The organism is Lederbergia ruris (assembly GCF_018332955.1).
GTDB lineage: Bacteria > Bacillota > Bacilli > Bacillales > Bacillaceae_C > Lederbergia > Lederbergia ruris.
The window spans coordinates 101,266-122,465 of sequence record NZ_BORB01000012.1; the positions used below are offsets into that span (position 1 = coordinate 101,266).

Annotated in this window: 23 protein-coding genes; 18 read left to right on the top strand and 5 right to left on the bottom strand. The window is 37.8% G+C overall.

From position 1 onward, the window contains the following. Positions 1–129 precede the first annotated feature (129 nt). A complete protein-coding gene (locus KI363_RS08970) occupies positions 130–897 on the top strand; it encodes a Cof-type HAD-IIB family hydrolase (RefSeq protein ID WP_212966142.1) in 768 nt (255 codons plus the stop codon). Between the two features lie 85 nt (positions 898–982). Here KI363_RS08970 and def read toward each other — a convergent pair whose 3' ends face one another. After that, a complete protein-coding gene (gene def, locus KI363_RS08975) occupies positions 983–1,540 on the bottom strand; it encodes a peptide deformylase (RefSeq protein WP_212966143.1) in 558 nt (185 codons plus the stop codon). Between the two features lie 196 nt (positions 1,541–1,736). On the opposite strand from def, the gene KI363_RS08980 reads away from it, so the two are divergent. The 12 genes from KI363_RS08980 to KI363_RS09035 all read left to right on the top strand — a co-directional run bounded on the left by KI363_RS08980 (position 1,737) and on the right by KI363_RS09035 (position 12,681). Beyond that, positions 1,737–2,393: a YkyA family protein gene (locus tag KI363_RS08980; RefSeq protein ID WP_212966144.1), complete on the top strand. Its 657-nt coding sequence runs from the start codon at positions 1,737–1,739 to the stop codon at positions 2,391–2,393. 412 nt (positions 2,394–2,805) lie between these two features. Beyond that, entirely contained in the window at positions 2,806–3,915 is a 1,110-nt protein-coding gene (pdhA, locus tag KI363_RS08985; RefSeq protein ID WP_158320501.1) for a pyruvate dehydrogenase (acetyl-transferring) E1 component subunit alpha, read from the top strand. Between the two features lie 3 nt (positions 3,916–3,918). Beyond that, the gene (locus tag KI363_RS08990) at positions 3,919–4,896 is read left to right on the top strand and encodes an alpha-ketoacid dehydrogenase subunit beta (protein WP_158320500.1); all 978 of its coding nucleotides are present in this window, start codon (positions 3,919–3,921) and stop codon (positions 4,894–4,896) included. 128 nt (positions 4,897–5,024) lie between these two features. After that, positions 5,025–6,347, top strand: a complete 1,323-nt coding sequence (locus KI363_RS08995; protein WP_212966145.1) for a dihydrolipoamide acetyltransferase family protein — start codon at positions 5,025–5,027, stop codon at positions 6,345–6,347. A gap of 3 nt (positions 6,348–6,350) precedes the next feature. Beyond that, positions 6,351–7,757, top strand: coding sequence for a dihydrolipoyl dehydrogenase (gene lpdA, locus KI363_RS09000; RefSeq protein ID WP_158320498.1), 1,407 nt, complete (start codon positions 6,351–6,353; stop codon positions 7,755–7,757). 520 nt (positions 7,758–8,277) lie between these two features. Continuing rightward, positions 8,278–9,132, top strand: coding sequence for a polysaccharide deacetylase family protein (locus KI363_RS09005; RefSeq protein ID WP_212966146.1), 855 nt, complete (start codon positions 8,278–8,280; stop codon positions 9,130–9,132). A gap of 171 nt (positions 9,133–9,303) precedes the next feature. After that, positions 9,304–9,573, top strand: coding sequence for a UPF0223 family protein (locus tag KI363_RS09010; RefSeq protein ID WP_158320495.1), 270 nt, complete (start codon positions 9,304–9,306; stop codon positions 9,571–9,573). Between the two features lie 272 nt (positions 9,574–9,845). Further along, positions 9,846–10,040: a YkzI domain-containing protein gene (locus KI363_RS09015; protein ID WP_158320494.1), complete on the top strand. Its 195-nt coding sequence runs from the start codon at positions 9,846–9,848 to the stop codon at positions 10,038–10,040. Positions 10,041–10,198: 158 nt separating this feature from the next. Further along, entirely contained in the window at positions 10,199–10,981 is a 783-nt protein-coding gene (locus tag KI363_RS09020; RefSeq protein ID WP_212966147.1) for an inositol monophosphatase family protein, read from the top strand. A gap of 97 nt (positions 10,982–11,078) precedes the next feature. Then, the gene (locus KI363_RS09025) at positions 11,079–11,525 is read left to right on the top strand and encodes a hypothetical protein (protein WP_212966148.1); all 447 of its coding nucleotides are present in this window, start codon (positions 11,079–11,081) and stop codon (positions 11,523–11,525) included. Between the two features lie 40 nt (positions 11,526–11,565). Further along, positions 11,566–12,009, top strand: a complete 444-nt coding sequence (locus tag KI363_RS09030; RefSeq protein WP_212966149.1) for a hypothetical protein — start codon at positions 11,566–11,568, stop codon at positions 12,007–12,009. A 168-nt stretch (positions 12,010–12,177) separates the two neighbouring features. Further along, positions 12,178–12,681 (top strand): hypothetical protein, encoded by a 504-nt coding sequence (locus tag KI363_RS09035; RefSeq protein ID WP_212966150.1) that lies wholly within the window; start codon positions 12,178–12,180, stop codon positions 12,679–12,681. A gap of 320 nt (positions 12,682–13,001) precedes the next feature. Here KI363_RS09035 and KI363_RS09040 read toward each other — a convergent pair whose 3' ends face one another. Continuing rightward, on the bottom strand, positions 13,002–13,187 hold the full coding sequence (locus tag KI363_RS09040; protein ID WP_158320490.1) for a YlaF family protein: 186 nt from the start codon (positions 13,185–13,187) through the stop codon (positions 13,002–13,004). Between the two features lie 336 nt (positions 13,188–13,523). Between KI363_RS09040 and typA the strand changes: the two genes are divergently transcribed. Both typA and KI363_RS09050 read left to right on the top strand, forming a co-directional pair. Beyond that, positions 13,524–15,359, top strand: a complete 1,836-nt coding sequence (gene typA, locus KI363_RS09045; protein WP_158320489.1) for a translational GTPase TypA — start codon at positions 13,524–13,526, stop codon at positions 15,357–15,359. A gap of 160 nt (positions 15,360–15,519) precedes the next feature. Next, entirely contained in the window at positions 15,520–15,888 is a 369-nt protein-coding gene (locus tag KI363_RS09050) for a YlaH-like family protein (RefSeq protein ID WP_373306763.1), read from the top strand. Between the two features lie 114 nt (positions 15,889–16,002). On the opposite strand, the gene KI363_RS09055 is transcribed toward KI363_RS09050, so the two are convergent. Then, positions 16,003–16,203 (bottom strand): YlaI family protein, encoded by a 201-nt coding sequence (locus KI363_RS09055; protein WP_158320488.1) that lies wholly within the window; start codon positions 16,201–16,203, stop codon positions 16,003–16,005. Between the two features lie 62 nt (positions 16,204–16,265). Beyond that, positions 16,266–16,853: a YhcN/YlaJ family sporulation lipoprotein gene (locus KI363_RS09060; protein WP_158320487.1), complete on the bottom strand. Its 588-nt coding sequence runs from the start codon at positions 16,851–16,853 to the stop codon at positions 16,266–16,268. Positions 16,854–17,152: 299 nt separating this feature from the next. Between KI363_RS09060 and KI363_RS09065 the strand changes: the two genes are divergently transcribed. Next, positions 17,153–18,484 carry a PhoH family protein gene (locus KI363_RS09065; RefSeq protein WP_191967330.1) on the top strand — a complete coding sequence of 444 codons (1,332 nt, stop codon included), beginning with the start codon at positions 17,153–17,155 and terminating at the stop codon, positions 18,482–18,484. A gap of 145 nt (positions 18,485–18,629) precedes the next feature. On the opposite strand, the gene KI363_RS09070 is transcribed toward KI363_RS09065, so the two are convergent. Then, on the bottom strand, positions 18,630–19,115 hold the full coding sequence (locus tag KI363_RS09070) for a peptidyl-prolyl cis-trans isomerase (RefSeq protein WP_158320485.1): 486 nt from the start codon (positions 19,113–19,115) through the stop codon (positions 18,630–18,632). Between the two features lie 310 nt (positions 19,116–19,425). On the opposite strand from KI363_RS09070, the gene KI363_RS09075 reads away from it, so the two are divergent. Both KI363_RS09075 and KI363_RS09080 read left to right on the top strand, forming a co-directional pair. After that, positions 19,426–19,707 carry an Fpa/YlaN family protein gene (locus KI363_RS09075; RefSeq protein ID WP_158320484.1) on the top strand — a complete coding sequence of 94 codons (282 nt, stop codon included), beginning with the start codon at positions 19,426–19,428 and terminating at the stop codon, positions 19,705–19,707. Positions 19,708–19,826: 119 nt separating this feature from the next. Then, positions 19,827–21,071 carry an FtsW/RodA/SpoVE family cell cycle protein gene (locus tag KI363_RS09080; protein WP_158320483.1) on the top strand — a complete coding sequence of 415 codons (1,245 nt, stop codon included), beginning with the start codon at positions 19,827–19,829 and terminating at the stop codon, positions 21,069–21,071. Positions 21,072–21,200 lie beyond the last annotated feature (129 nt).

Here is a 21,200-nt window from a genome sequence, read left to right on the forward strand (position 1 = left end):
TAAAGCTGAAAGTAAAAGTAACTTATCCGGGAGAAGTCCCTTTTTGTGCAATTTATGTAAATTTATTATATGCTTTTGGATAAAAACTATCATCACCACGAGAAGGAAAAAATTGGAGGCTACTAAGAAATGAGCAAAATTGTCTTTTTTGATATCGATGGGACTTTACTGGATGATCATAAGGAATTACCTCAGTCTACTAGAGAGGCCATCATAAAATTACAGAAGAGTGGCGTGTACACAGCCCTAGCAACAGGAAGGGCCCCGTTTATGGTAGAACCACTCTTAAAAGAATTAGGTATGGAATCATATGTAAGTTTTAATGGGCAATTTGTTGTATTTAATGGAAATGTCATTTTCGAAAACCCACTACAGCCCGAAAATCTTAGCGAATTGGAAAAAGTGGCAAGAGAGAAAGGACATCCGATTGTCTATATGAATCGTTCAACACTTAAAGCAAATGTAGATTATGATCAACGTATTGAAGAGAGTTTAGAGACGTTACAATTAGCCCACCCACAATTTCATACAGATTTTTATTGGCAAACCACTATTTATCAAGCTCTCCTTTTTGTTAATAAACAAGAAGAGGCTTATACAGACCAGTTTAGTGAATTTGATTTTATTAGATGGCATGAAAATTCAGTTGATGTTATCCCAAAAGGCGGATCAAAGGCAAAAGGGATACAGAAACTTATCGAGAAACTTGGCTTTGAAATGGAAGACGTTTATGCATTTGGAGATGGCTTAAATGATATCGAAATGTTGAAAACAGTTGGTACTGGAGTAGCAATGGGGAATGCTTTACGCCAGGTGAAGGAAGTTGCAGATGTCGTGACAACCAAGGTGGATCAGGATGGGATTGCAAAAGGATTAAAAAGGGTTGGCTTGCTATAGTAACAAGAGACTTTTGGATGAGCAACGGTTTCTTGTATATAAAAAGATCTCCTTTCATCAAAGATAGTTTGATGAAAGGAGAACATTAGCGGTCGATCGGAATGGCGCCCTCAGGAGCTTTAAACGGATTGTCCTTATCAATATGATCATAGAACATAATGCCATTTAAATGGTCCAGTTCATGTTGGAAAACAATAGCAGGCATTCCTTTTAATCGTAGCTTCACTTCTCGCTCCCGATCAATATCATAGCCTTTTAGCGTAATACGTGCATGGCGAAGTACATATCCGGGAACATCCCGATCCACAGATAAACAGCCCTCTCCCGCAGTCAAATACGACTTTTCAACAGAGTGGCTGATAATTTTAGGGTTTATTAAGGAATAGCAATATTCTTTACCATCCTCTTCCTCAAGTCGAACCGCGATCATTCTTTTAGATATATTAATTTGTGGAGCAGCAAGGCCAACTCCAGCACGCAAATTATATTTTTCGCTTAATTCAGGATCCTGACTATTAGCCAAAAATTGTTGCATTTCTTTTAAAATGCGGATATCTTCTTGCGATGGCGGCATTTTGACTTCTTGTGCAGTTTCTCTTAAAACAGGATGGCCCTCTCTCACAATATCTTTCATTCGAATCATAAAATCCATTTCCCCCCAGTCTAGTCCAAAAATATATGTTGAACAGCTAAATTCACGCTGTCCCAGCACAACGTCTTCTGACCAACATTCTGTTGGCTTAATAAAAAGTATAAATTTATCTTATTTATTCTCAAGAATGTTGTCAAATTCTAGCTATAAGGGTATAGTTTTAATGGAAGATGTTAGGAGGGTTTTAATGAAGAAACTGATTACTTTTCTGGTCATTGGTATATTAGCCGTAACGGTTGCGGCATGCTCATCTCCGGAAGAAACTGTCTTTCAAGTTATGGAAGATGCTGCATCACAAGAAAACGCTTTTGAAAAACAGCAAAAGCCAATGAACAAATTAGAATCGGATGAGAAAGCTTTGTTTGATGAAATTATGGAACTTGGAATGAAAGAGTTCGATCAAATTCAAAAATTGGCTGATGAAGCTTTGGTGAATTTAGATGAACGACGAAAGCTGATAGACAAAGAAAAAGAGGCGCTTGAAAAATCCAAAGAAGAATTTCAAAAAGCCAAAACAGAATTAGACAAAATAAAAGATGGGGAACTAAAAAAAGAAGCGCAAAAATTGGCGGATCTCATGGATGAGCGTTATAGTGCTTACGATACGCTCTACTCAGCCTATCTTACAGGACTTTCTGAAGATAAAAAAATCTATGAATTAATGAAAGATGAAGAGTTGTCTATGGAAAAACTCGAAAAGCAAATTGAGGCTTCTAATAATGCGTATGAAAAAGTTCAAGAAGCTAATAATACGTTCAATGAAAAGACAGAAGGGTTTAATGAGAAAAAGTTAGAATTCTATAATAAAGCTGGTTTTAACATTACGAATGACAACAAAGATTAACAGGAAACGATTACCGTGCTCCTGTTAATCTTCTTTAAGTAATCAACCTTTGTTGTAACAAGCTAATCTATAACAGTTTTTATAGAAAAACAATTATATAACAGTAAGCTAGATAAATATAATACAGTTTGTAAAGTTAGTATTTTAAACTTTCTGTTTGATGCAGATTTATTGACGCAATTCCCGTTCTCATGTAAACTAAAAAAGTGAAAAAGTTGTTTTAATTTTTTTTGTGAAATGGATTAATACAGTTTGTTTTCCAGCATATTAATCATTTTTTGTTATTCTTTGTGAAAATGTGGAAAGCTTATACTAAGAAATACGTTTAAAATGGCGTTAAATAGTGTCATTTGATAACAATCTCTTTTTGATCCATTCCAAAATATCAATATAGAAAGGATAGGTGGCTTCAATGGCTTCAAAGAAGGCACAATTCGATGCTGAAAAAACGCTCGAAAAAATTGAAAGTCAATTTGAGATGGTCCAGGTTTTAAATGAAAAAGGCGAGGTTGTAAATAAAGATTTAATGCCTGATTTGTCTGATGAGCAATTAGAAGAATTAATGCGCCGTATGGTGTATACAAGAATTCTAGATCAAAGAAGTATTTCTCTTAATAGACAAGGAAGACTTGGGTTCTATGCTCCAACTGCAGGTCAAGAAGCATCTCAAATTGCTTCTCATTTTGCATTAGAAAAAGACGATTATATTTTGCCTGGTTATCGTGATGTACCACAAATTATTTGGCATGGGCTACCTTTATATAAAGCTTTCCTATTTTCCAGAGGACATTTTATAGGAAACCAATTTCCAGATGGTGTTCACGCGACTTCACCACAAATTATTATTGGGGCTCAATACGTGCAAACTGCAGGAGTAGCATTAGGAATGAAAAAGCGCAATAAAAAGACTGTGGCAGTTACATACACAGGGGATGGTGGAACTTCTCAAGGGGATTTCTATGAAGGAATAAACTTTGCCGGAGCATATGGCGCACCTGCAATTTTTATTGTGCAAAATAACCAATATGCGATTTCTACACCACGTGAAGTACAGACTGCAGCTAAAACACTTGCGCAAAAGGCTGTTTCTGTTGGGATTCCGGGCGTTCTAGTAGATGGAATGGATCCATTGGCTGTTTATGCAGTTGTTAACGAAGCAAGAGAACGAGCAGTAAACGGTGGTGGACCAACTCTTATCGAGACACTTTGTTACAGATATGGACCGCATACGATGGCAGGGGATGATCCTACACGTTATCGTACTTCTGATACGGATAACGAATGGGAGAAAAAAGATCCGCTTGTAAGATTCCGTAATTTCCTTGTCGAAAAAGGAATATGGAATGAAGAAAAAGAAAACAAAGTGATCGAACAAGCGAAGGAAGAAATCAAAGAGGCGATTAAAAAAGCGGATGAAACTCCTAAGCAAAAGGTAACGGATCTCATTTCAAATATGTTTGAGGAATTGCCAAATAATTTGCAGGAGCAATATGAAATTTATAAAGAGAAGGAGTCGAAGTAAGCCATGGCGCAAATGACAATGATTCAAGCTATCACGGATGCGCTTCGTACCGAATTGCGCAACGACGAAAATGTACTTGTGTTCGGTGAAGACGTTGGCGTGAATGGCGGTGTATTCCGTGCAACTGAGGGACTTCAGAAAGAATTTGGTGAAGATCGAGTATTTGATACACCACTTGCTGAGTCGGGGATAGGCGGTCTTTCGATTGGTTTAGCAGAACAAGGTTTTCGACCTGTACCTGAAATTCAATTTTTCGGATTTATATATGAAGTAATGGATTCTGTAAATGGTCAAATGGCTAGATGGAGATACCGTTCCGGTAATACGAAACATGCACCAATTACGATTCGTTCACCATTTGGTGGTGGAGTGCATACCCCGGAATTACACGCAGACAGTCTTGAAGGTCTAATGGCACAGCAACCTGGACTAAAAGTAGTGATCCCATCCACTCCTTATGAAGCAAAAGGATTGTTAATCTCTGCTATCCGTGACAACGATCCAGTTATTTTCTTGGAACATATGAAATTGTATCGTTCATTCCGTCAAGAAGTTCCAGAAGAAGAATACACAATTCCACTTGGAAAAGCTGACGTAAAACGAGAAGGTTCCGATTTAACGATTGTGACATACGGAGCAATGGTCCATGAATCTTTAAAAGCAGCAGAAGAACTAGAAAAAGAAGGTCACTCAGTTGAGGTAATCGATTTAAGAACCATTAGCCCAATTGATGTGGAAACAATTATTGCATCTGTTGAAAAAACTAATCGTGCCATTGTTGTTCAAGAGGCACAAAAACAAGCTGGAATTGCTGCGAATGTGGTTTCAGAGATTACAGAAAGAGCTATTCTTAGTCTTGAAGCTCCCGTTTTAAGAGTAACGGCGCCTGATACTGTATATCCGTTCTCACAAGCTGAGGCAGTTTGGTTGCCAAATCACAAAGATATTATGGAAACAGCTAAAAAGGTACTAGACTTTTAACAACAAAGAAGAAAAGCGTTAGACGCTGGATATAAACGATTCCACCCGTTGTTTACACAAATCAACAAGGTACTATTCTAGATCTAAAAAAATTTATTTAACAAAGAATTAACAGGAGGGTGAAGACCGTGTCATTTGAATTTAAAATGCCAGACATTGGTGAAGGAATTCACGAAGGCGATATTGTTAAATGGTTCGTAAAGCCAGGTGACAAAATTGAGGAAGATGATACGCTTTGTGAAGTCCAAAACGACAAAGCTGTAGTAGAAATTCCTTCTCCTGTCGCAGGTACGGTAGAAGAAATTTATGTAGAAGAAGGTCAAACAGCTACAGTTGGACAGGCTTTAATTAAATTTGATGCTCCAGGTTATGAAGATCTTCAATTTAAAGGGGATCATGGGGAAGAAAAAACGGAAGCAGATGTACAATCTACGGCTGAAGCTGGTCAAGATGTGCAAAAAGCAGAAGTTCAGGCTGAACAAAAAGAAGAGGCAACAGGCGCTGGATCCCAAGCAGAAATCGAAGTAGACCCAAATAGACGTGTTATTGCTATGCCTTCGGTTAGAAAATATGCGCGTGAAAAAGGAGTTAATATTCAGCAAGTAAATGGCTCTGGTAAGAATAACCGCGTACTAAAAGAAGATATTGATACCTTCTTGCAAGGAGGAGCTCCAGAAGCGAAACAAGCAGAAGCTCCAGTGAAAGATGAAGGAACTAAAGCGACGTCTGTAGCTATCCCTGAGGGTGAATATCCGGAAACACGTGAAAAAATGAGTGGTATCCGAAAAGCAATTGCAAAAGCTATGGTTAATTCGAAGCATACAGCTCCACATGTTACGTTGATGGATGAAATAGATGTAACGAAGCTTGTTGCACATCGGAAGAAATTCAAAGCTATAGCTGCTGAGAAAGATATTAAGCTTACATTCTTGCCATATGTCGTCAAGGCACTTGTAAGTGCGCTTCGTGAATATCCAGCACTTAATACTTCACTTGATGATGAAGCGGGAGAAATCATTCATAAGCACTATTACAATATCGGTATCGCTGCTGATACAGACAGAGGATTATTAGTACCGGTTGTGAAACGTGCAGATGCGAAATCCATCTTTAATATTTCACAAGAAATTAATGAATTAGCTGTGAAAGCAAGAGATGGTAAATTAGCTCCTAATGAAATGAAAGGTGCTTCTTGCACAATTACTAACATTGGTTCTGCTGGTGGTCAGTGGTTTACACCAGTTATTAATCAGCCAGAAGTCGCTATTCTTGGAATTGGCCGTATTGCGGAAAAACCAGTTGTTCAAGATGGTGAAATCATTGCTGCCCCTGTGTTAGCTCTATCATTAAGTTTTGACCATAGAATGATTGATGGAGCAACAGCGCAACATGCATTAAACCACATCAAACGGTTACTAAACGATCCTGAACTTTTATTAATGGAGGGGTAAGAAATGGTAGTAGGAGATTTTCCGATTGAAACAGATACACTTGTCATTGGAGCAGGTCCAGGTGGGTATGTAGCGGCAATTCGTGCCGCTCAACTTGGCCAAAAGGTGACCATCGTTGAAAAAGGGAATCTTGGCGGTGTTTGTTTAAACGTAGGATGTATTCCTTCTAAAGCCTTGATTTCTGCTTCTCACCGCTATGAGAATGCGCTAGAGTCTGAAGAATTTGGAATTAAAGCTGAAAATGTCAGTCTTGACTTTTCAAAACTTCAGGAGTGGAAAGGTAGCGTTGTAAATAAACTTACGAGTGGTGTAGAAGGTTTACTAAAAGGTAATAAAGTTGAGATTGTTAAAGGGGAAGCTTATTTCGTTGATGACCATAACATTCGTGTAATGGACGAAAAATCAGCACAAACGTATACCTTTAAAAATGCTATTATTGCTACGGGATCACATCCAATTGAACTACCTACATTTAAGTTCTCTGATCGTGTCCTTGATTCAACTGGAGCTTTGAACCTTAAAGAATTACCTGAAAAACTAGTTGTTATTGGTGGAGGTTATGTTGGTACGGAGCTTGGTACTGCATATGCTAATCTTGGAACAGAAGTAACCATTCTTGAAGGTGCGGATGACATCCTTAGTGGCTTTGAAAAGCAAATGACTTCTCTCGTTACAAAAGGATTGAAAAAGAAAAAAGTAAACGTAGTAACAAAAGCTATGGCTAAAGGTGTTGAAGAAACGAAAGATGGTGTGAAAGTTACGTATGAGGCCGGGGGCAAAGAAGAAACGGTAGAAGCAGATTATGTCCTTGTTACGGTCGGCCGTAAACCAAACACTGATGAACTTGGTCTTGAGCAAGTAGGAGTTAAGTTGAATGACCGTGGATTAATTGAAGTGGATAAACAATGCCGCACTTCCGTGAATAATATTTATGCAATTGGTGATATTGTTCCAGGCCTACCATTGGCTCATAAAGCTTCTTATGAAGGTAAAATCGCGGCAGAAGCTATTTCTGGACAACCGTCTGAAGTGGATTACATTGGCATGCCTGCTGTTGTATTCTCTGAACCAGAACTTGCAACAGTTGGTTATACTGAACAACAAGCGAAGGATGAAGGCATTGACATAACAGCCGCTAAATTTCCTTTCGCTGCTAACGGTAGAGCATTATCCCTTAACAGCACAGATGGCTTTATGAAATTAATTACTCGTAAAGAGGATGGTTTAGTGATTGGTGCTCAAATCGCCGGTTCCAATGCTTCTGATGTGATTTCAGAACTAGGTCTAGCGATTGAAGCTGGAATGACTGCTGAAGATATCGCTATGACGATCCATGCCCATCCTACTTTAGGTGAAATTTCAATGGAAGCAGCAGAAAAAGCTTTAGGTACACCTATTCATATTATGTAAAAAATAAATTTCCTAAAGAGCTTTCTCAAGTAAACGAGAAAGCTCTTTTTTTGGTTTATTTTATATATAAACATGCATATTATCTAAGAGGAGGTTTTTTATTATAAGGAATAATCCCTTCTCAGCTTCTATCTAAAATACCGTAAATCTTCAATGAAATGAGTGGAGAATTCAATGCTTCTAAAAAATTACGTTGCGGCTCTCATTCAAATCATGATTTGGGGTGGTTTCCATCTTGCACAATGGCTTTCAGGAAAAGATCGATTTCTTCCTAAAGTTCTTCTATTCCTCGTCTTTTTTTATTTGGCTTATTTAGTAGCTAAAAAAATTATCGGCTCAAATCGGGTGACCCTCCTCACTACATTAATGAGTTTATGCACATACGCATCGTTACAATGGATGTTACACCTTTTATTTCGATAATTCCCACAAAATTCAACAAAATTCGATCCCTTGAATCCTATATGTCGACAAATTATAATGGAAGTTACTTCCATGTAAAAAGGGAAAGGGGAAACTTATGAAGAAAATAATAACCATATTCATCGTTGCAGGAGTATTAGCAGGATGTGGCAATCAGAGCTCTCCAAATCAGTCGACAGAGAAGGTAGACAAGCCTTTAACTGAGGCAAACGACAAAAAAGAGCAAGATGAACAGCAAAAAGGGGAGACAGCAGAAGATAATCAATCAGAGAAGGACGAAGAATCGGAAGCTCAACCAGAAGAAGAAAAAGCCCCAGAATATGAATTAAGTGATGTTTATTCTATCGTACCAATTGATGAGGCAAACCCAAAAGTTGCCTTGCTTACGATTGATGATGCACCAGATCAATACGCTTTAGAAATGGCGAAAACGCTAAAAGAGCTCGATGCTCCAGCCATCTTTTTTGTGAATGGCCATTTTATGACCACCCCTGAAAAAGAAGATATAGTAAAGGAAATTTATGATATGGGCTTTGAAATCGGCAATCATACGTACTCACATGAAGATTTAACGACACTATCTCCAGAGGAGCAAAAGGAGGAAATTCTCTCTGTCAATGACCAGGTTGAAAAAATTACGGGAGAAAGGCCTAAATTTCTTCGCGCTCCCTTCGGAAAAAATACAGATATCAGTAAAGGAATTGCGAAAGACGAAAAGATGGTATTAATGAATTGGACATATGGTTACGATTGGAACGCTGAATATATGAACAAAGAGGGAATTGCCGATATCATGGTTAACGCACCGGAATTAGGAAACGGTGCCAATTTGTTAATGCATGATCGAGAATGGACGAATGCGGCCTTAGAGGACATTGTAAAAGGTTTAAGAGACAAAGGCTATGAAACAGTTGACCCAAGTCTAATCAAAACTCCACGCTACAAAGAATAAAGAACTAGGCGTCAGCTTTATAGAACTGGCATTTTTACATTGTGAGGTTATCTAGGCACTTTTAGAGTGACCATATAGCTTTTCACAAGTAAACACTCGATCAACTTTTTTAAAGAAAAAGTATAGAAGTCTGAATGTAAGAAATAATAAGCGCACAGGGAGGAAGTTCGTTTGGAATATTCTTATCCATTTTCTATCGATTGGACCCAAGATGAAATTGTGACCGTCATACAGTTTTTCCAAAAAATTGAGCAGGCGTACGAAAAAGGCGTTGATCGGGATGATTTATTAGATGAATATCGTAAATTCAAAAAAATTGTTCCTGCTAAATCAGATGAAAAAAAGTTTGGAAAAGAATTTGAAGATTCAAGTGGCTATTCCTTGTATAGAACGATTAAAAAGGCTAAAGGTACTTCATCTAATCAATTAATAAAAATGTGAAATGAAAATCAGTACAAAACTTTCTCCATTAGAAAGGAAAGTACGGGCACTCTTTGAGGTACATACGTCTTTATTGTTTAATTCCATCTTGATCCGGGTACAAAATTAGCAATAGCCAATTACACAAAATCAAAGAGCTTCAGAGTAGGAAATTTCTTATCTAAGGTAAAAACCCAATTTTGTTCCTCCTTCACTTCCAACAACATATATTATAATAAGTTATTCCAGGGAATGGTAAAAATATTTCGAATAACTAAAGGGGTGTTTCTTCCATGAAACAAGTAGTGAATGCTTATCGAAGAAAAAACCTAGATAAACAAAGACTCGCCGTATTACGATTAGAGTTAAATTATGAATTAGCTGTTCTGTATGATGCATTGCAAGAAGAAAATGAGGATAAAAAGTCAAAAGCAAAACGGAAGCTTACACGCATTCGGGAAGAGCTTATTAAGCTGGAAGCTTTGTGAAGTATTTGCGAGATCGAACTTCCTTTTTGAGTAAGGAAGTTCTTTCATGTTCAACAAGAATTTTGCCAATGCCTGTGTGGTAAAACACATTGCTTGAAAACGCGGTTTGAAATCCCTATGCTATAGTAAAATATGGGGGTTAGATGGAGGGTGGAAATATGGCAATATGGCATGAAGTAGATAAAGCTGTAAAACAGTGGTTAAAGGACGCAAGAAAATCGATAGTAGAGTCGCTTGAGTCTGCATTAGACATTGATACAAAATCGAATGCCAATGATTTGGTAACAAATGTCGATAAAGAAACTGAACAATTTTTCGTAAAGCAAATTAAAGAACATTATCCCCATCACAAGATTGTGGGAGAAGAAGGTTTTGGAGATAAAATTGATGATTTAAAGGGAATTGTTTGGATTATTGATCCAATCGATGGAACGATGAATTTTGTTCATCAGAAAAGAAACTTCTATATCTCTATTGGTATTTTAGAGGATGGAATTGGCAGAGTAGGTTATTTGTACGATGTCATATTGGATGAGCTTTATTGGGCTAGTAAAGGTAAGGGGGCATTTTTTAATGAGGAAATGATCTCTCCGCTAGAGGAAGGCAATATAAATGAAGCGATTATTGGATTTAATCCGGCTTCCATCCATTCTGAACAAGCTGCTCAAACGTTTATTCCGCTATTAAAGGATGTACGGGGAGCTAGATCATACGGTTCCGCTGCTATGGAATTTGCTTACGTTGCTACGGGTAGGTTGGATGCGTACATAAGCTTAGGACTCTCGCCATGGGATTTCGCTGGCGGGAAAATCATTGTTGAAGAACTTGGAGGAGTTGTAACGGATTTGCAAGGAAATCCAGTAAATATGCTTGAAAAAAGTTCCATTCTTGCCGCAAGACCTGAACTTCATAAACAGTTATGCGACTATTTACAATCATAAAAGGAATGAATAGGGAGTATTGCAAGGTAAAATTGCGGAAATTGAGCAGATTATCGAGGACTTGAATTGACCTTAACTGATCAAGGTGGTGTGAAGGTTGGAGAAAATAAAAATCGTACTTGCAAAAGCGCATGAAGAGCAAATGGAAAATTCTGACATCCAACAAGAAGTAGTGGATGTACAAAAATTCTTTGATGAGAACGACTTCCCCTTTAAAGAAGGGGCGGTTTTTTTTGTGATTTTACGTGGAAACTATGAACCTATCGATAAATCGATGACTGTAGCCGGAGTGTTCGTCAATCATTCTGGCACACCTATCAAAGCGTTGAAAGGAAGTTTGCATATCGAACTTAAAGAAAATAATGAAGCTGCATTTCGAAAAATGGACTTTCAATTCCCGCCGGAGTTTTTAGGGGAAATCAAACATAAAGAAGGTTTCATCATGCACGTAAAAGTACCGGCAGAAAGAATGCCAGAAGAGAAACGGTTGTATCAGGCAACAGAACTCGCCGGGAGGATTGATGATATTCAGGTCATTCAGTAATGGAGGACACGAGAAACAAGCATAAGAAGGAGCCGGTAAGATGACAGATGAAAGCAAACTACGGAACCTATTAATCACATCGTCCAGAAAGGCTGCCCGTCTAGGCATCATTATTCCGATTATATTTGCACTAACAGTAGTGATTACTGCTTTAACGGGAGTTTTCCTGCCGGATACATATGAGGGTTCCATCCAAGTGATGAAAATTGGCTTAAGTATCGGCTTTTTGATTATTCTAGTATTCTACCTGATCACTTGGTTCTCCTGTCTGGCTTTTTTAAGGGAAACGAAGCAGCAAGATATTGCAGATGAAAAACTGCGGAGACTGATTGTGATGAATCGTGTCAGCTGCATTATATTTATGATTCCCATCATCTTTTTCGTCGGCCTGTTTGGATTCTTTAAAGTGAAGACATTCGCGGAAGGAAAAGTGCAAAAGGGAACGTTAGACCAAATTTTATATCATTATTTCATTGATAAATAATGAAGCTTAGGAGAACCATTCGACGTGATGAACACCATCAGTCAGGAAAATCTTGTTATGGAGTCTAACAACTTCAACTTTGAAACGGTAGAACAATAGACATCATTCAAAGCGATATGGCGTACATCGAAACAAGGTACGCCGTATAGACGGAAATGGAGGAGCGGGATGAAAGCAAGATATGTGCTACTCACAGCCTTTTTAAGTCTCTTCATCAATGGAATCAGTCTATATAACTTGCCGATTGGATATATATCCATCTTTATCATGTTGCTTGTGTTCATTCCCAATCTATTCATGAAGATCATTTCATTCGGAAAGAACAGAAAAGCACAGGAGACGGATCACATTCTGGTGAAAGCCGCGATTGATTTTGAGAAAAATACCCATTCGAAAGCCGCTTATATTTTTTGGATTCTGATGATGTATATCGCAGGCGGTGCGCTGACTTTTTTTCAGATCCATCAATATTATTATATCGATGCCCTTGTCACGGGCAATATTCACTGGTCTGTTTTTTATACCACTGCCCCATACTTGATTGGGACGGGATATGTTCTCTTTGTCGCAAGCCTGGTGATGATGACGATTCATTTCCGGAAAATTTTCCGTGAAGCAGGTATGTTCAAGAAACATGAGGGTTCCAAGTATGTGGAAAGTGACGGAAAGTAATTGCAGATCATCCGGAAGATGAGTGAAGAGGATGTAGTACAGCCGGCGGCAATGAGAAAGTAATCTCAGAAATAAAGGTGGAGTTCTTATGAAGGATAAGAATGTACGGACGGGAAAATTATTATCAAGAATCGGCGGTATCATTTGTTTAGCTATCGCTGGTGTCATGCTTATCAGATTAGAACACGGTATAAAATTCATACCACTATCCCCACACGGAACAAGCGCTGGTATAAAATCTATACCACTAACCTAGATCGCTACGGATTAAGTAGTCTTCATTCAGTGGGGTGTCCATTCCCACTGAATGAAAATATCACTTATAAATTACCCTCTTTTTGCAGTTTTTTCTTCTGTTTAAATCCATACATCATAGCGAGACAGAGGATTATAAAGCACAAAACAATGCCTACCCAGCTATTTTCAGCTAAGCAAATTCCCATGCCCATGATTGAAAAAGCCGCAACAGTGGCTAATATTAAAAAATTCCACTTTATACCGCCCATGAATGTAGCCTCCTTATTAAAAAATGCTCAATCTTACATGATCCTATTCGAACTAGGGAAAAATTAAATTTGTACAAGCTCCTTTTATATTGTACAAAAAATATTACAAATTCTCCAGCGTATGTGGTATAATAATTCGGTTAATGATAAAGTGAAACTTCAATCAGATGGAGGCGTACTGGAAGTGCGTCACGAATATGAAACAATGTGGAAGTGGTTATCTTAGTCTGCTCCCTCATCCCCACTGATTGTTAGTTGAACCAATCGGGATAAAACTGAAATGTTTATCCGTGACATAAATCAGACGATCTTTAAATATATAGGGAGGAACCACTTTTGAACCATAGAGAAAATATCAGAAATATTGCCATAATCGCTCACGTTGATCATGGCAAAACAACACTAGTCGACCAGCTATTAAGACAATCGGGAACTTTTCGTTCAAATGAACATATTGAAGAAAGAGCAATGGACTCAGGTGATATTGAAAGAGAACGTGGAATAACCATTTTGGCTAAAAATACAGCTATCCAATATAAGGATACGAAAATAAATATTTTAGATACACCAGGCCATGCCGATTTTGGTGGCGAAGTGGAACGGATTCTAAAAATGGTAGATGGTGTTTTACTTGTTGTTGATGCTTATGAAGGATGTATGCCGCAAACTAGATTTGTTTTGAAAAAAGCGTTAGAACAAAATCTTACACCGATTGTTGTAGTAAATAAGATTGACCGTGATTTTGCAAGACCTGCTGAGGTTATTGATGAGGTCCTTGAACTTTTTATTGAACTTGATGCAAATGACGAACAACTTGAATTCCCTGTGATTTATGCATCGGCCATTAATGGTACTGCAAGTAAAGATCCTGAACAACAAGATGAAAGTATGGAAGCATTATATGAGACAATCTTAGATTTTATTCCGGCTCCAATCGATAATAGGGAAGAACCGTTGCAATTTCAAGTTTCTTTACTTGATTACAATGACTATGTGGGAAGAATTGGGATTGGCAGAGTATTCAGAGGAACCATGAAAGTGGGCCAACATGTTGCTGTTTTAAAACAAGATGGTACAACGAAACAATTCCGTGTAACCAAAATGTTTGGATTCTTAGGATTGAAGAAAATCGAGATCGAAGAGGCTTTCGCAGGTGATTTGATCGCTGTATCTGGTATGGAAGATATTGATGTAGGAGATACGATTTGTCCAGTCGAACATCAAGAAGCCTTGCCAATTCTTCATATTGATGAACCAACACTTCAGATGACATTTCTAGTTAATAATAGTCCTTTTGCGGGAAGAGAAGGGAAGTATTTAACTTCAAGGAAAATTGAAGAAAGACTGATGAATCAATTAGAAACAGACGTAAGCTTAAGAGTGGAAAATACGGAATCACCAGATGCCTGGATCGTATCAGGACGTGGTGAGCTACATTTATCCATCCTAGTTGAAAACATGCGTCGTGAAGGCTATGAATTACAAGTATCAAAACCTCAAGTTATTATAAAGGAAATAGACGGTGTTAAGTGCGAACCAATTGAGCGTGTGCAAATCGATACACCCGAGGAGTATACAGGAAGCGTGATTGAATCCTTAGGCGCCCGTAAAGGGGAAATGCTTGATATGATTAACAATGGAAATGGACAAGTTCGTCTTATTTTCCATGTCCCCGCACGTGGGTTAATTGGTTATACGACAGAGTTCATGACTTTAACAAGGGGTTATGGCATTTTGAATCATACCTTTGACACTTATCGCCCAATGGAGAAGGGCAGAGTAGGAGGACGCAGACAAGGTGTTCTCGTATCTATGGAAACAGGCAAAGCTTCTACTTATGGGATTATGCAGGTGGAAGACCGAGGAACGATTTTTGTAGAGCCAGGAACAGAAATTTATGAAGGTATGATCGTTGGGGAGCATAATAGGGAAAATGATATCACAGTCAATATCACGAAGACGAAGCATGCGACAAACGTTCGATCTGCAAACAAAGATCAAACATCGGTTATAAAGAAACCTAGAATACTTTCCTTAGAAGAAACACTGGAATATCTGGATGATGATGAATATTGCGAGGTTACTCCAGAATCGATACGTTTACGTAAAAAAATATTAAATAAAAATGAGCGGGAGAAAGCGGCAAAAAAGAAAAAGACAACACAGATCTAAAATTTTGGGCTTTCCCGTTTATATATGTTATGATGGGTTTGAAACACCCTTTATAGGGAGTTTCACCCTCAAAAGTAAGGATCAAAGGCTAAATTCGCGACAGCAATCGCCACGCCTTTGTGACCTGCATCCTGCAGGCCTAGGGAAGGGGAGAGTGAGAATCAACTTTTACCTTATGCTAAACCAATTGTATTTGTTGGGGTCTGTTAACGCCGATCAAATAGCGATCGAACGGTTTTCGCCAACATTAAAGTTCTACTATACATTGACCAATAATCCAACTGCTACGAATTGGCTGCTTTGGATGACGATTACGGCATTAGCGATTCTTGTATATAAGCTTGGATTTGCAAAGAAATTACCAATATTAAAATCACTGATTATCTATCTTTTTTTAATCGTAGGTTGCCTGTTCTTAACTTTTTTAGCGATATTCCTACCAATTACAGAAGGGCTTATGGTAGCGGCAGCCATCCTTATCATTTATAAAATTCGCTTGAGAAGAGAGAAAAAGGCAGGTACGGTATAAGAAAAGCGCAAGCGCTAGATCCGGCATGAGCCAAATTTCATACTTTTTTCCTTTTAAAAAAGAGGCCATTGACCACTTCCGTGGGATAGCCTCTTTTTTGCATATAAATAAATCTTAGAAATCTACCCTTTTCCTATGATCATGAAATAAGTGGAAATTCTCATTTTGTTTCCTTTTTTCAGTATTTACTCTTATTCGTTCATAGCACTTAGGACACATATAGGTATGAATAGGTCGATTTCGTAGTTTTTTCGCAAGAGATGAATCATCTTCTAAGGTGTCATGCACGTGACAGATAACACATTGTACTTTCATTTGCTCACCTCTGGATGAAAAATAACGATCTTCATTCCAATTATAACATGAAACAAATGAAGTTACTGATTTTTATCATTGGATTGTTCTTTTTGTATCCGTTGGATGTCCTGATCGTTTTGCTGATCCTTTTCATTTACTTCAACTTGTGGATTTTTCCCTTCTTCAGGTAAAGGCACATCAGGTATTATGCGACCAACAATATCAGCCAATTCATTCAGGACGCCTCTAATTGGCTTACCAGCACGAGCATCTTCACCGACTTCCTTGAGTCGAGCATTTAAATCAGGATCCGCTACGACAATGGCTCCTGCGCCCTGTGGATCATGTCGTAGGCTTTCTGTGACCGAGTATTTGATTGTTCCGACCTTTGAACGCTCTACGTCCTGGTCGATGTCGATCCCTACAACGGCTAAATTCCCAATGACAACAGCTGTTGCATTCTGAACATCAGGAACACTTGCGGCAAGATTTGCTAAGTGATTAGCTCTTTCATCATCTGTATAATTTTGCCCCTGATTATAGTCAAGATGACTATCTTGAACAGACACTCCTCTAGGTGCTACATCCGTCTCACCAATGTTTTCTTGCTTCTGAGAGCAAGCCGAAATACTTAATACAGCCATAAGTATAATAAACGATTTACGCAATTGAACCCCTCCAATATATAATTTCTTTACTTCTTGAGGTTAATTTTTGATATATCTTCTAACTTTATGCAGAAGTTCATATATTTCATTAAAAAGGGTCCCCATAAGTAAGTTTAATGAACCGGTGACTGATCCAAGACATAAGATATGAAAAGCGTAACACTTCTTTCAAATATCTGAATGGGATGTAAGGCATCTATAATAGTACAGTGCCAACCTTACGCCTATGTTTCATAAGACGAAATTATAAATTTGCTAGGCGTTGAAGCTAGATCGAAAAAAAGGGGCAGGAGGCATCAATATTGAGCAAAATATATGTTTTAGATACAAATGTCTTGCTACAAGATCCAAATGCACTTTTCTCATTTAAAGAAAATGAAATTGTGATTCCGGCCGTTGTACTGGAAGAGGTAGATGCAAAAAAGCGTTATATGAATGAAATAGGTAGGAATGCAAGACAAATTGCAAAGCTAATAGATGGCTTCAGAGAACAGGGAAAACTTCATGAAAAAATCCAGCTTTCAAATGGTGGAAGTTTAAGGATCGAATTAAATCATCGCTCTTTTAAACAGTTGGAAGAAGTTTTCTTTGAAAAGACGAATGATAATCGAATTTTAGCTGTTGCTAAAAATATTGCACTTGAAGAAGAAGCGAAAGCCGATGGGAGGCCAGTCATATTAGTGAGCAAAGATGCCCTTCTTCGTGTAAAAGCAGATGCTTTAGGGTTAGCTGCTGAAGACTTTTTGAATGATCGAGTCGTTGAATTGGACCATTTATATACAGGTGTACAAGAACTGTATATTGATATACACCAGATTAGCTTATTTTATGAACGTGGGGAGATATCCTTATCTAATTGCACGAATGAGCGATTCTTTCCTAATCAATTTGTCATTATTAAGGATGAGTTAGGTAGTTCGACTTCTGGAATTGGCATGATCGATGAGACAGGAGTGATCCTTCAAAAACTTTCCGCGCAAAATGAACTAATTTGGGGAATAAAGCCAAAGAATGCAAGACAATCGATGGCATTAGAGTTGCTATTAAGGCGGGATATTCCACTGGTAACATTAATCGGAAAAGCAGGTACAGGCAAAACATTGCTAACTTTGGCGGCAGGATTGATGCAGACTGAAGATTTACGAGTATATAAAAAGATGTTCGTCGCGCGACCAATTATTCCGGTTGGAAAAGATATTGGTTATCTCCCAGGAGAAAAGCAAGAAAAACTTAGACCGTGGATGCAACCGATCTATGATAATCTAGAATTTTTATTTAACACCAAAAAACCAGGAGAGTTAGATGCGATTTTAGCAGGAATGAGTTCCATTGAGGTCGAAGCACTCACATATATTCGCGGGCGTAGTATCCCTGATCAATTTATTATTATTGATGAAGCACAGAATTTAACGAAACATGAGGCTAAAACGATCTTAACAAGGGTAGGGGAAGGTAGTAAAATTATCTTTATGGGGGATCCTGAACAGATTGATCATCCTTATCTAGACGAATATAATAATGGTTTAAGTTATGTACTTGAAAGCTTTAAAGAGGAAGCAATAGCAGGGCATATAAAATTGGTAAAAGGGGAACGATCACATCTTGCTCAATTAGCTGCAGACTTATTGTAATAACAGAACTACCCGTTTAGCGGAGTAGGCCGAAAAGCGGACGAAACTAAAAATGATAATACAAATTGGTTTTTTTCCAGTTTGGCTTGGCTCCGCTCACTATCCTAGAAAAGACAGAGGGAGGACCATCTGCCTTAATTAAGTGTTATTCTACGCGAAAAGCTTTGACATTCTTAATAGGCTGATCAAGGTTAGAACCATCTGGAAAAAGAATATGGACAGGTCCATCTTCTTTTAGAGCCTTTCCTTTATTTGAGAATTGTACAAGGATATTATACCCTTCTTCTAAAGGAATAGAGACATCTTCAGTATTTGTCTCAAATACGAGAGTGGTTGCTTCTGGAGCAGGTTCTGCGTTTTTAAGAAAGGGTTCTAACTTAATTGCAAAGGTGCTTGTTAACATTTTCGCTTTTTCATATCTTTTTCGCGTTTTTTGTGGTGCGGCACCCTCTTTAATAGTACGATCCCAATGCTTGGATACAGTCGTTCCATCCTCTGTTAAACGATCTTGTTTTTTATCTTCAGAGAAGTATGTATCTAAATCAATGCGACGATCATCAAATATCCAAGCCCCAACATCCAATGTTATCGGAAATTTAACATTTCCTTTTATGGTCATAATCAAATCCATTTTATAGCCCCCTTATCATTAGGTCTGCAACACGTAGGTCACAAAGGCGTGGCGATTGTTGTCGCGAATTTAAGCCTTTGATTCTTACAAATGTCCATTATAGCGTGAATGAATCAAAAATTAAAGTCATGAACATAAAAAGATATTTTTGGTGGGAAAATCAAGAGTTGAAATAGATGTAATGGTCTTTACTGTTGCAATTTCACTGGTTTAGTTGTAAAATTTAGTAATAGTATTGTCCTCATTAGATTATGAGCGGACAGGCAAGGAAGAGAATATATTTTGTTCTTATGAATAAGGGGGATTAAATGTGGTGTCGGATATGAAAGTTGATCATCGGGAAAAAGCCCATGCACTATTGAAGGCAGATGCAGAAAAAATTCTCCGTCTGATTCAAGTGCAAATGGACAATCTAACAATGCCGCAATGCCCTTTATATGAAGAAGTTTTAGATACACAAATGTTTGGCTTGTCTCGCGAAATTGATTTTGCTGTTCGTCTTGGACTAGTCGATCCAAAATATGGAAAAGAATTAATGGATTCTCTAGAAAGACAATTATCTGTTCTACATGAAGCCTCTATTAGAAAGTAAAGGATGCGGTTTAGGCATAGCCCTTTTTGTATAAACTCAAACAGTTTTTTGAAATTGTTTGAGTTTTTTAAGATGTGGAAAGTATCTCTGCAAACTGATTCATAGATTGGAAGAATTTTATGCTGAAAAAAATCCTGAAATCATATGATTATTCAATTATTATTATGTACATACTTTTATCTCTATTTGGCCTCATTATGGTGTATAGTGCCAGCATGGTCATTGCCATCCAAAAATATGAAGTTTCTGCAGACTATTTCTACGAAAAACAAAAAATTAATTTGCTTATTGGTTTTTTCATTTTTTTGTTTTTTGCACTTTTCCCATATAAGGCTTTTAGAAATAAAAAGTTTCTTATCGTTACGACAATACTATCTATCGGTGGATTATTAGCCGTTTCCATGATTGGCCATACGAGTAATAATGCTCAAAGTTGGATTAAACTGATAGGAAATAGAACTATACAGCCTTCGGAATTTGTAAAGTTAAGTGTGATTATCTATTTATCGGCTGTTTACGCCAATAAACAGAAATATATTAACCAATTTAATGTTGGAGCATTGCCCCCAGTTATTTATCTTGTTGTTGTTTGCTTCTTAATTAAGATGGAACCGGATAATGGAACAGCTATGATTACTTTTTTGATCGGGATGATTATTATTGTTTGTTCAGGTATGGGGTTTCGAACAATTGCAAAGTTATTAATGATGGGGATGGGCGTTTTTCTTGTATTACTCCCTTTCGCTCTATTAAAATTTGACCGGATTTTCACATCAGGAAACATGAAAAGAATAAGCGGATTTCTCGATCCGTTTGGTACGAAAGGGGATGAAGGGTTTCAACTTGTAAATTCCTATCTTGCCATTGGATCAGGGGGATTAAAAGGAGTTGGCCTTGGCCAAGGGATACAAAAGTATGGTTACTTACCAGAAATACATACAGATTTTATTATGTCGGTTATTTCTGAAGAGTTAGGAATCTTTGGAGTAGGTTTTGTTGTTATAGGGATTGCTTATATTGTTTTACGAGGAATTTTGATTGGAACGAAATGTCAGGATTCATTCGGGAGTATGCTTGCAATAGGGATTGCTTCTATGATCGGAATCCAAGCCATTATTAACTTAGGAGGCATGTCTGGTCTGCTCCCAATCACAGGAGTTACACTGCCATTTATAAGCTATGGAGGATCATCCATAATCGTCTTATCGATTGCGATGGGACTACTGGCAAATATTTCTATGTTCTCGAAGTATGATGAGAAATATCGCACAGAAAATAGGAAAGAGCACCCAAAATCACAGAAGGACCGTTCTTCTGTGCAAACTAATTTTCAACCTAAAAGACCCTATCAACACTTACATTAAAAGAGGCTGGGACATAACTAGCCAAAAATAGTAAATAAAAAGGTTCCAAGCAATAAAAAATTTGCTTGGAACCTTTTTTTGTAGAGTTTCTCCCTCTCCCGGCACTATTTTGCCGTTCATGGCGGCGTT

What these genes read in the sequence shown, in the direction of transcription:
- KI363_RS09070 (WP_158320485.1), bottom strand. Translation starts at nt 19,115, where the DNA reads ATGGATTTGATTATGACCATAAAAGGAAATGTTAAATTTCCGATAACA.
- KI363_RS09030 (WP_212966149.1), top strand. Translation starts at nt 11,566, where the DNA reads ATGACAGATGAAAGCAAACTACGGAACCTATTAATCACATCGTCCAGA.
- pdhA (WP_158320501.1), top strand. Translation starts at nt 2,806, where the DNA reads ATGGCTTCAAAGAAGGCACAATTCGATGCTGAAAAAACGCTCGAAAAA.
- KI363_RS09015 (WP_158320494.1), top strand. Translation starts at nt 9,846, where the DNA reads ATGAAACAAGTAGTGAATGCTTATCGAAGAAAAAACCTAGATAAACAA.
- KI363_RS09055 (WP_158320488.1), bottom strand. Translation starts at nt 16,203, where the DNA reads ATGAAAGTACAATGTGTTATCTGTCACGTGCATGACACCTTAGAAGAT.
- KI363_RS09080 (WP_158320483.1), top strand. Translation starts at nt 19,827, where the DNA reads ATGCTGAAAAAAATCCTGAAATCATATGATTATTCAATTATTATTATG.
- KI363_RS08990 (WP_158320500.1), top strand. Translation starts at nt 3,919, where the DNA reads ATGGCGCAAATGACAATGATTCAAGCTATCACGGATGCGCTTCGTACC.
- KI363_RS09035 (WP_212966150.1), top strand. Translation starts at nt 12,178, where the DNA reads ATGAAAGCAAGATATGTGCTACTCACAGCCTTTTTAAGTCTCTTCATC.
- KI363_RS08970 (WP_212966142.1), top strand. Translation starts at nt 130, where the DNA reads ATGAGCAAAATTGTCTTTTTTGATATCGATGGGACTTTACTGGATGAT.
- KI363_RS09020 (WP_212966147.1), top strand. Translation starts at nt 10,199, where the DNA reads ATGGCAATATGGCATGAAGTAGATAAAGCTGTAAAACAGTGGTTAAAG.
- KI363_RS09005 (WP_212966146.1), top strand. Translation starts at nt 8,278, where the DNA reads ATGAAGAAAATAATAACCATATTCATCGTTGCAGGAGTATTAGCAGGA.
- def (WP_212966143.1), bottom strand. Translation starts at nt 1,540, where the DNA reads ATGATTCGAATGAAAGATATTGTGAGAGAGGGCCATCCTGTTTTAAGA.
- KI363_RS08980 (WP_212966144.1), top strand. Translation starts at nt 1,737, where the DNA reads ATGAAGAAACTGATTACTTTTCTGGTCATTGGTATATTAGCCGTAACG.
- KI363_RS09040 (WP_158320490.1), bottom strand. Translation starts at nt 13,187, where the DNA reads ATGGGCGGTATAAAGTGGAATTTTTTAATATTAGCCACTGTTGCGGCT.
- lpdA (WP_158320498.1), top strand. Translation starts at nt 6,351, where the DNA reads ATGGTAGTAGGAGATTTTCCGATTGAAACAGATACACTTGTCATTGGA.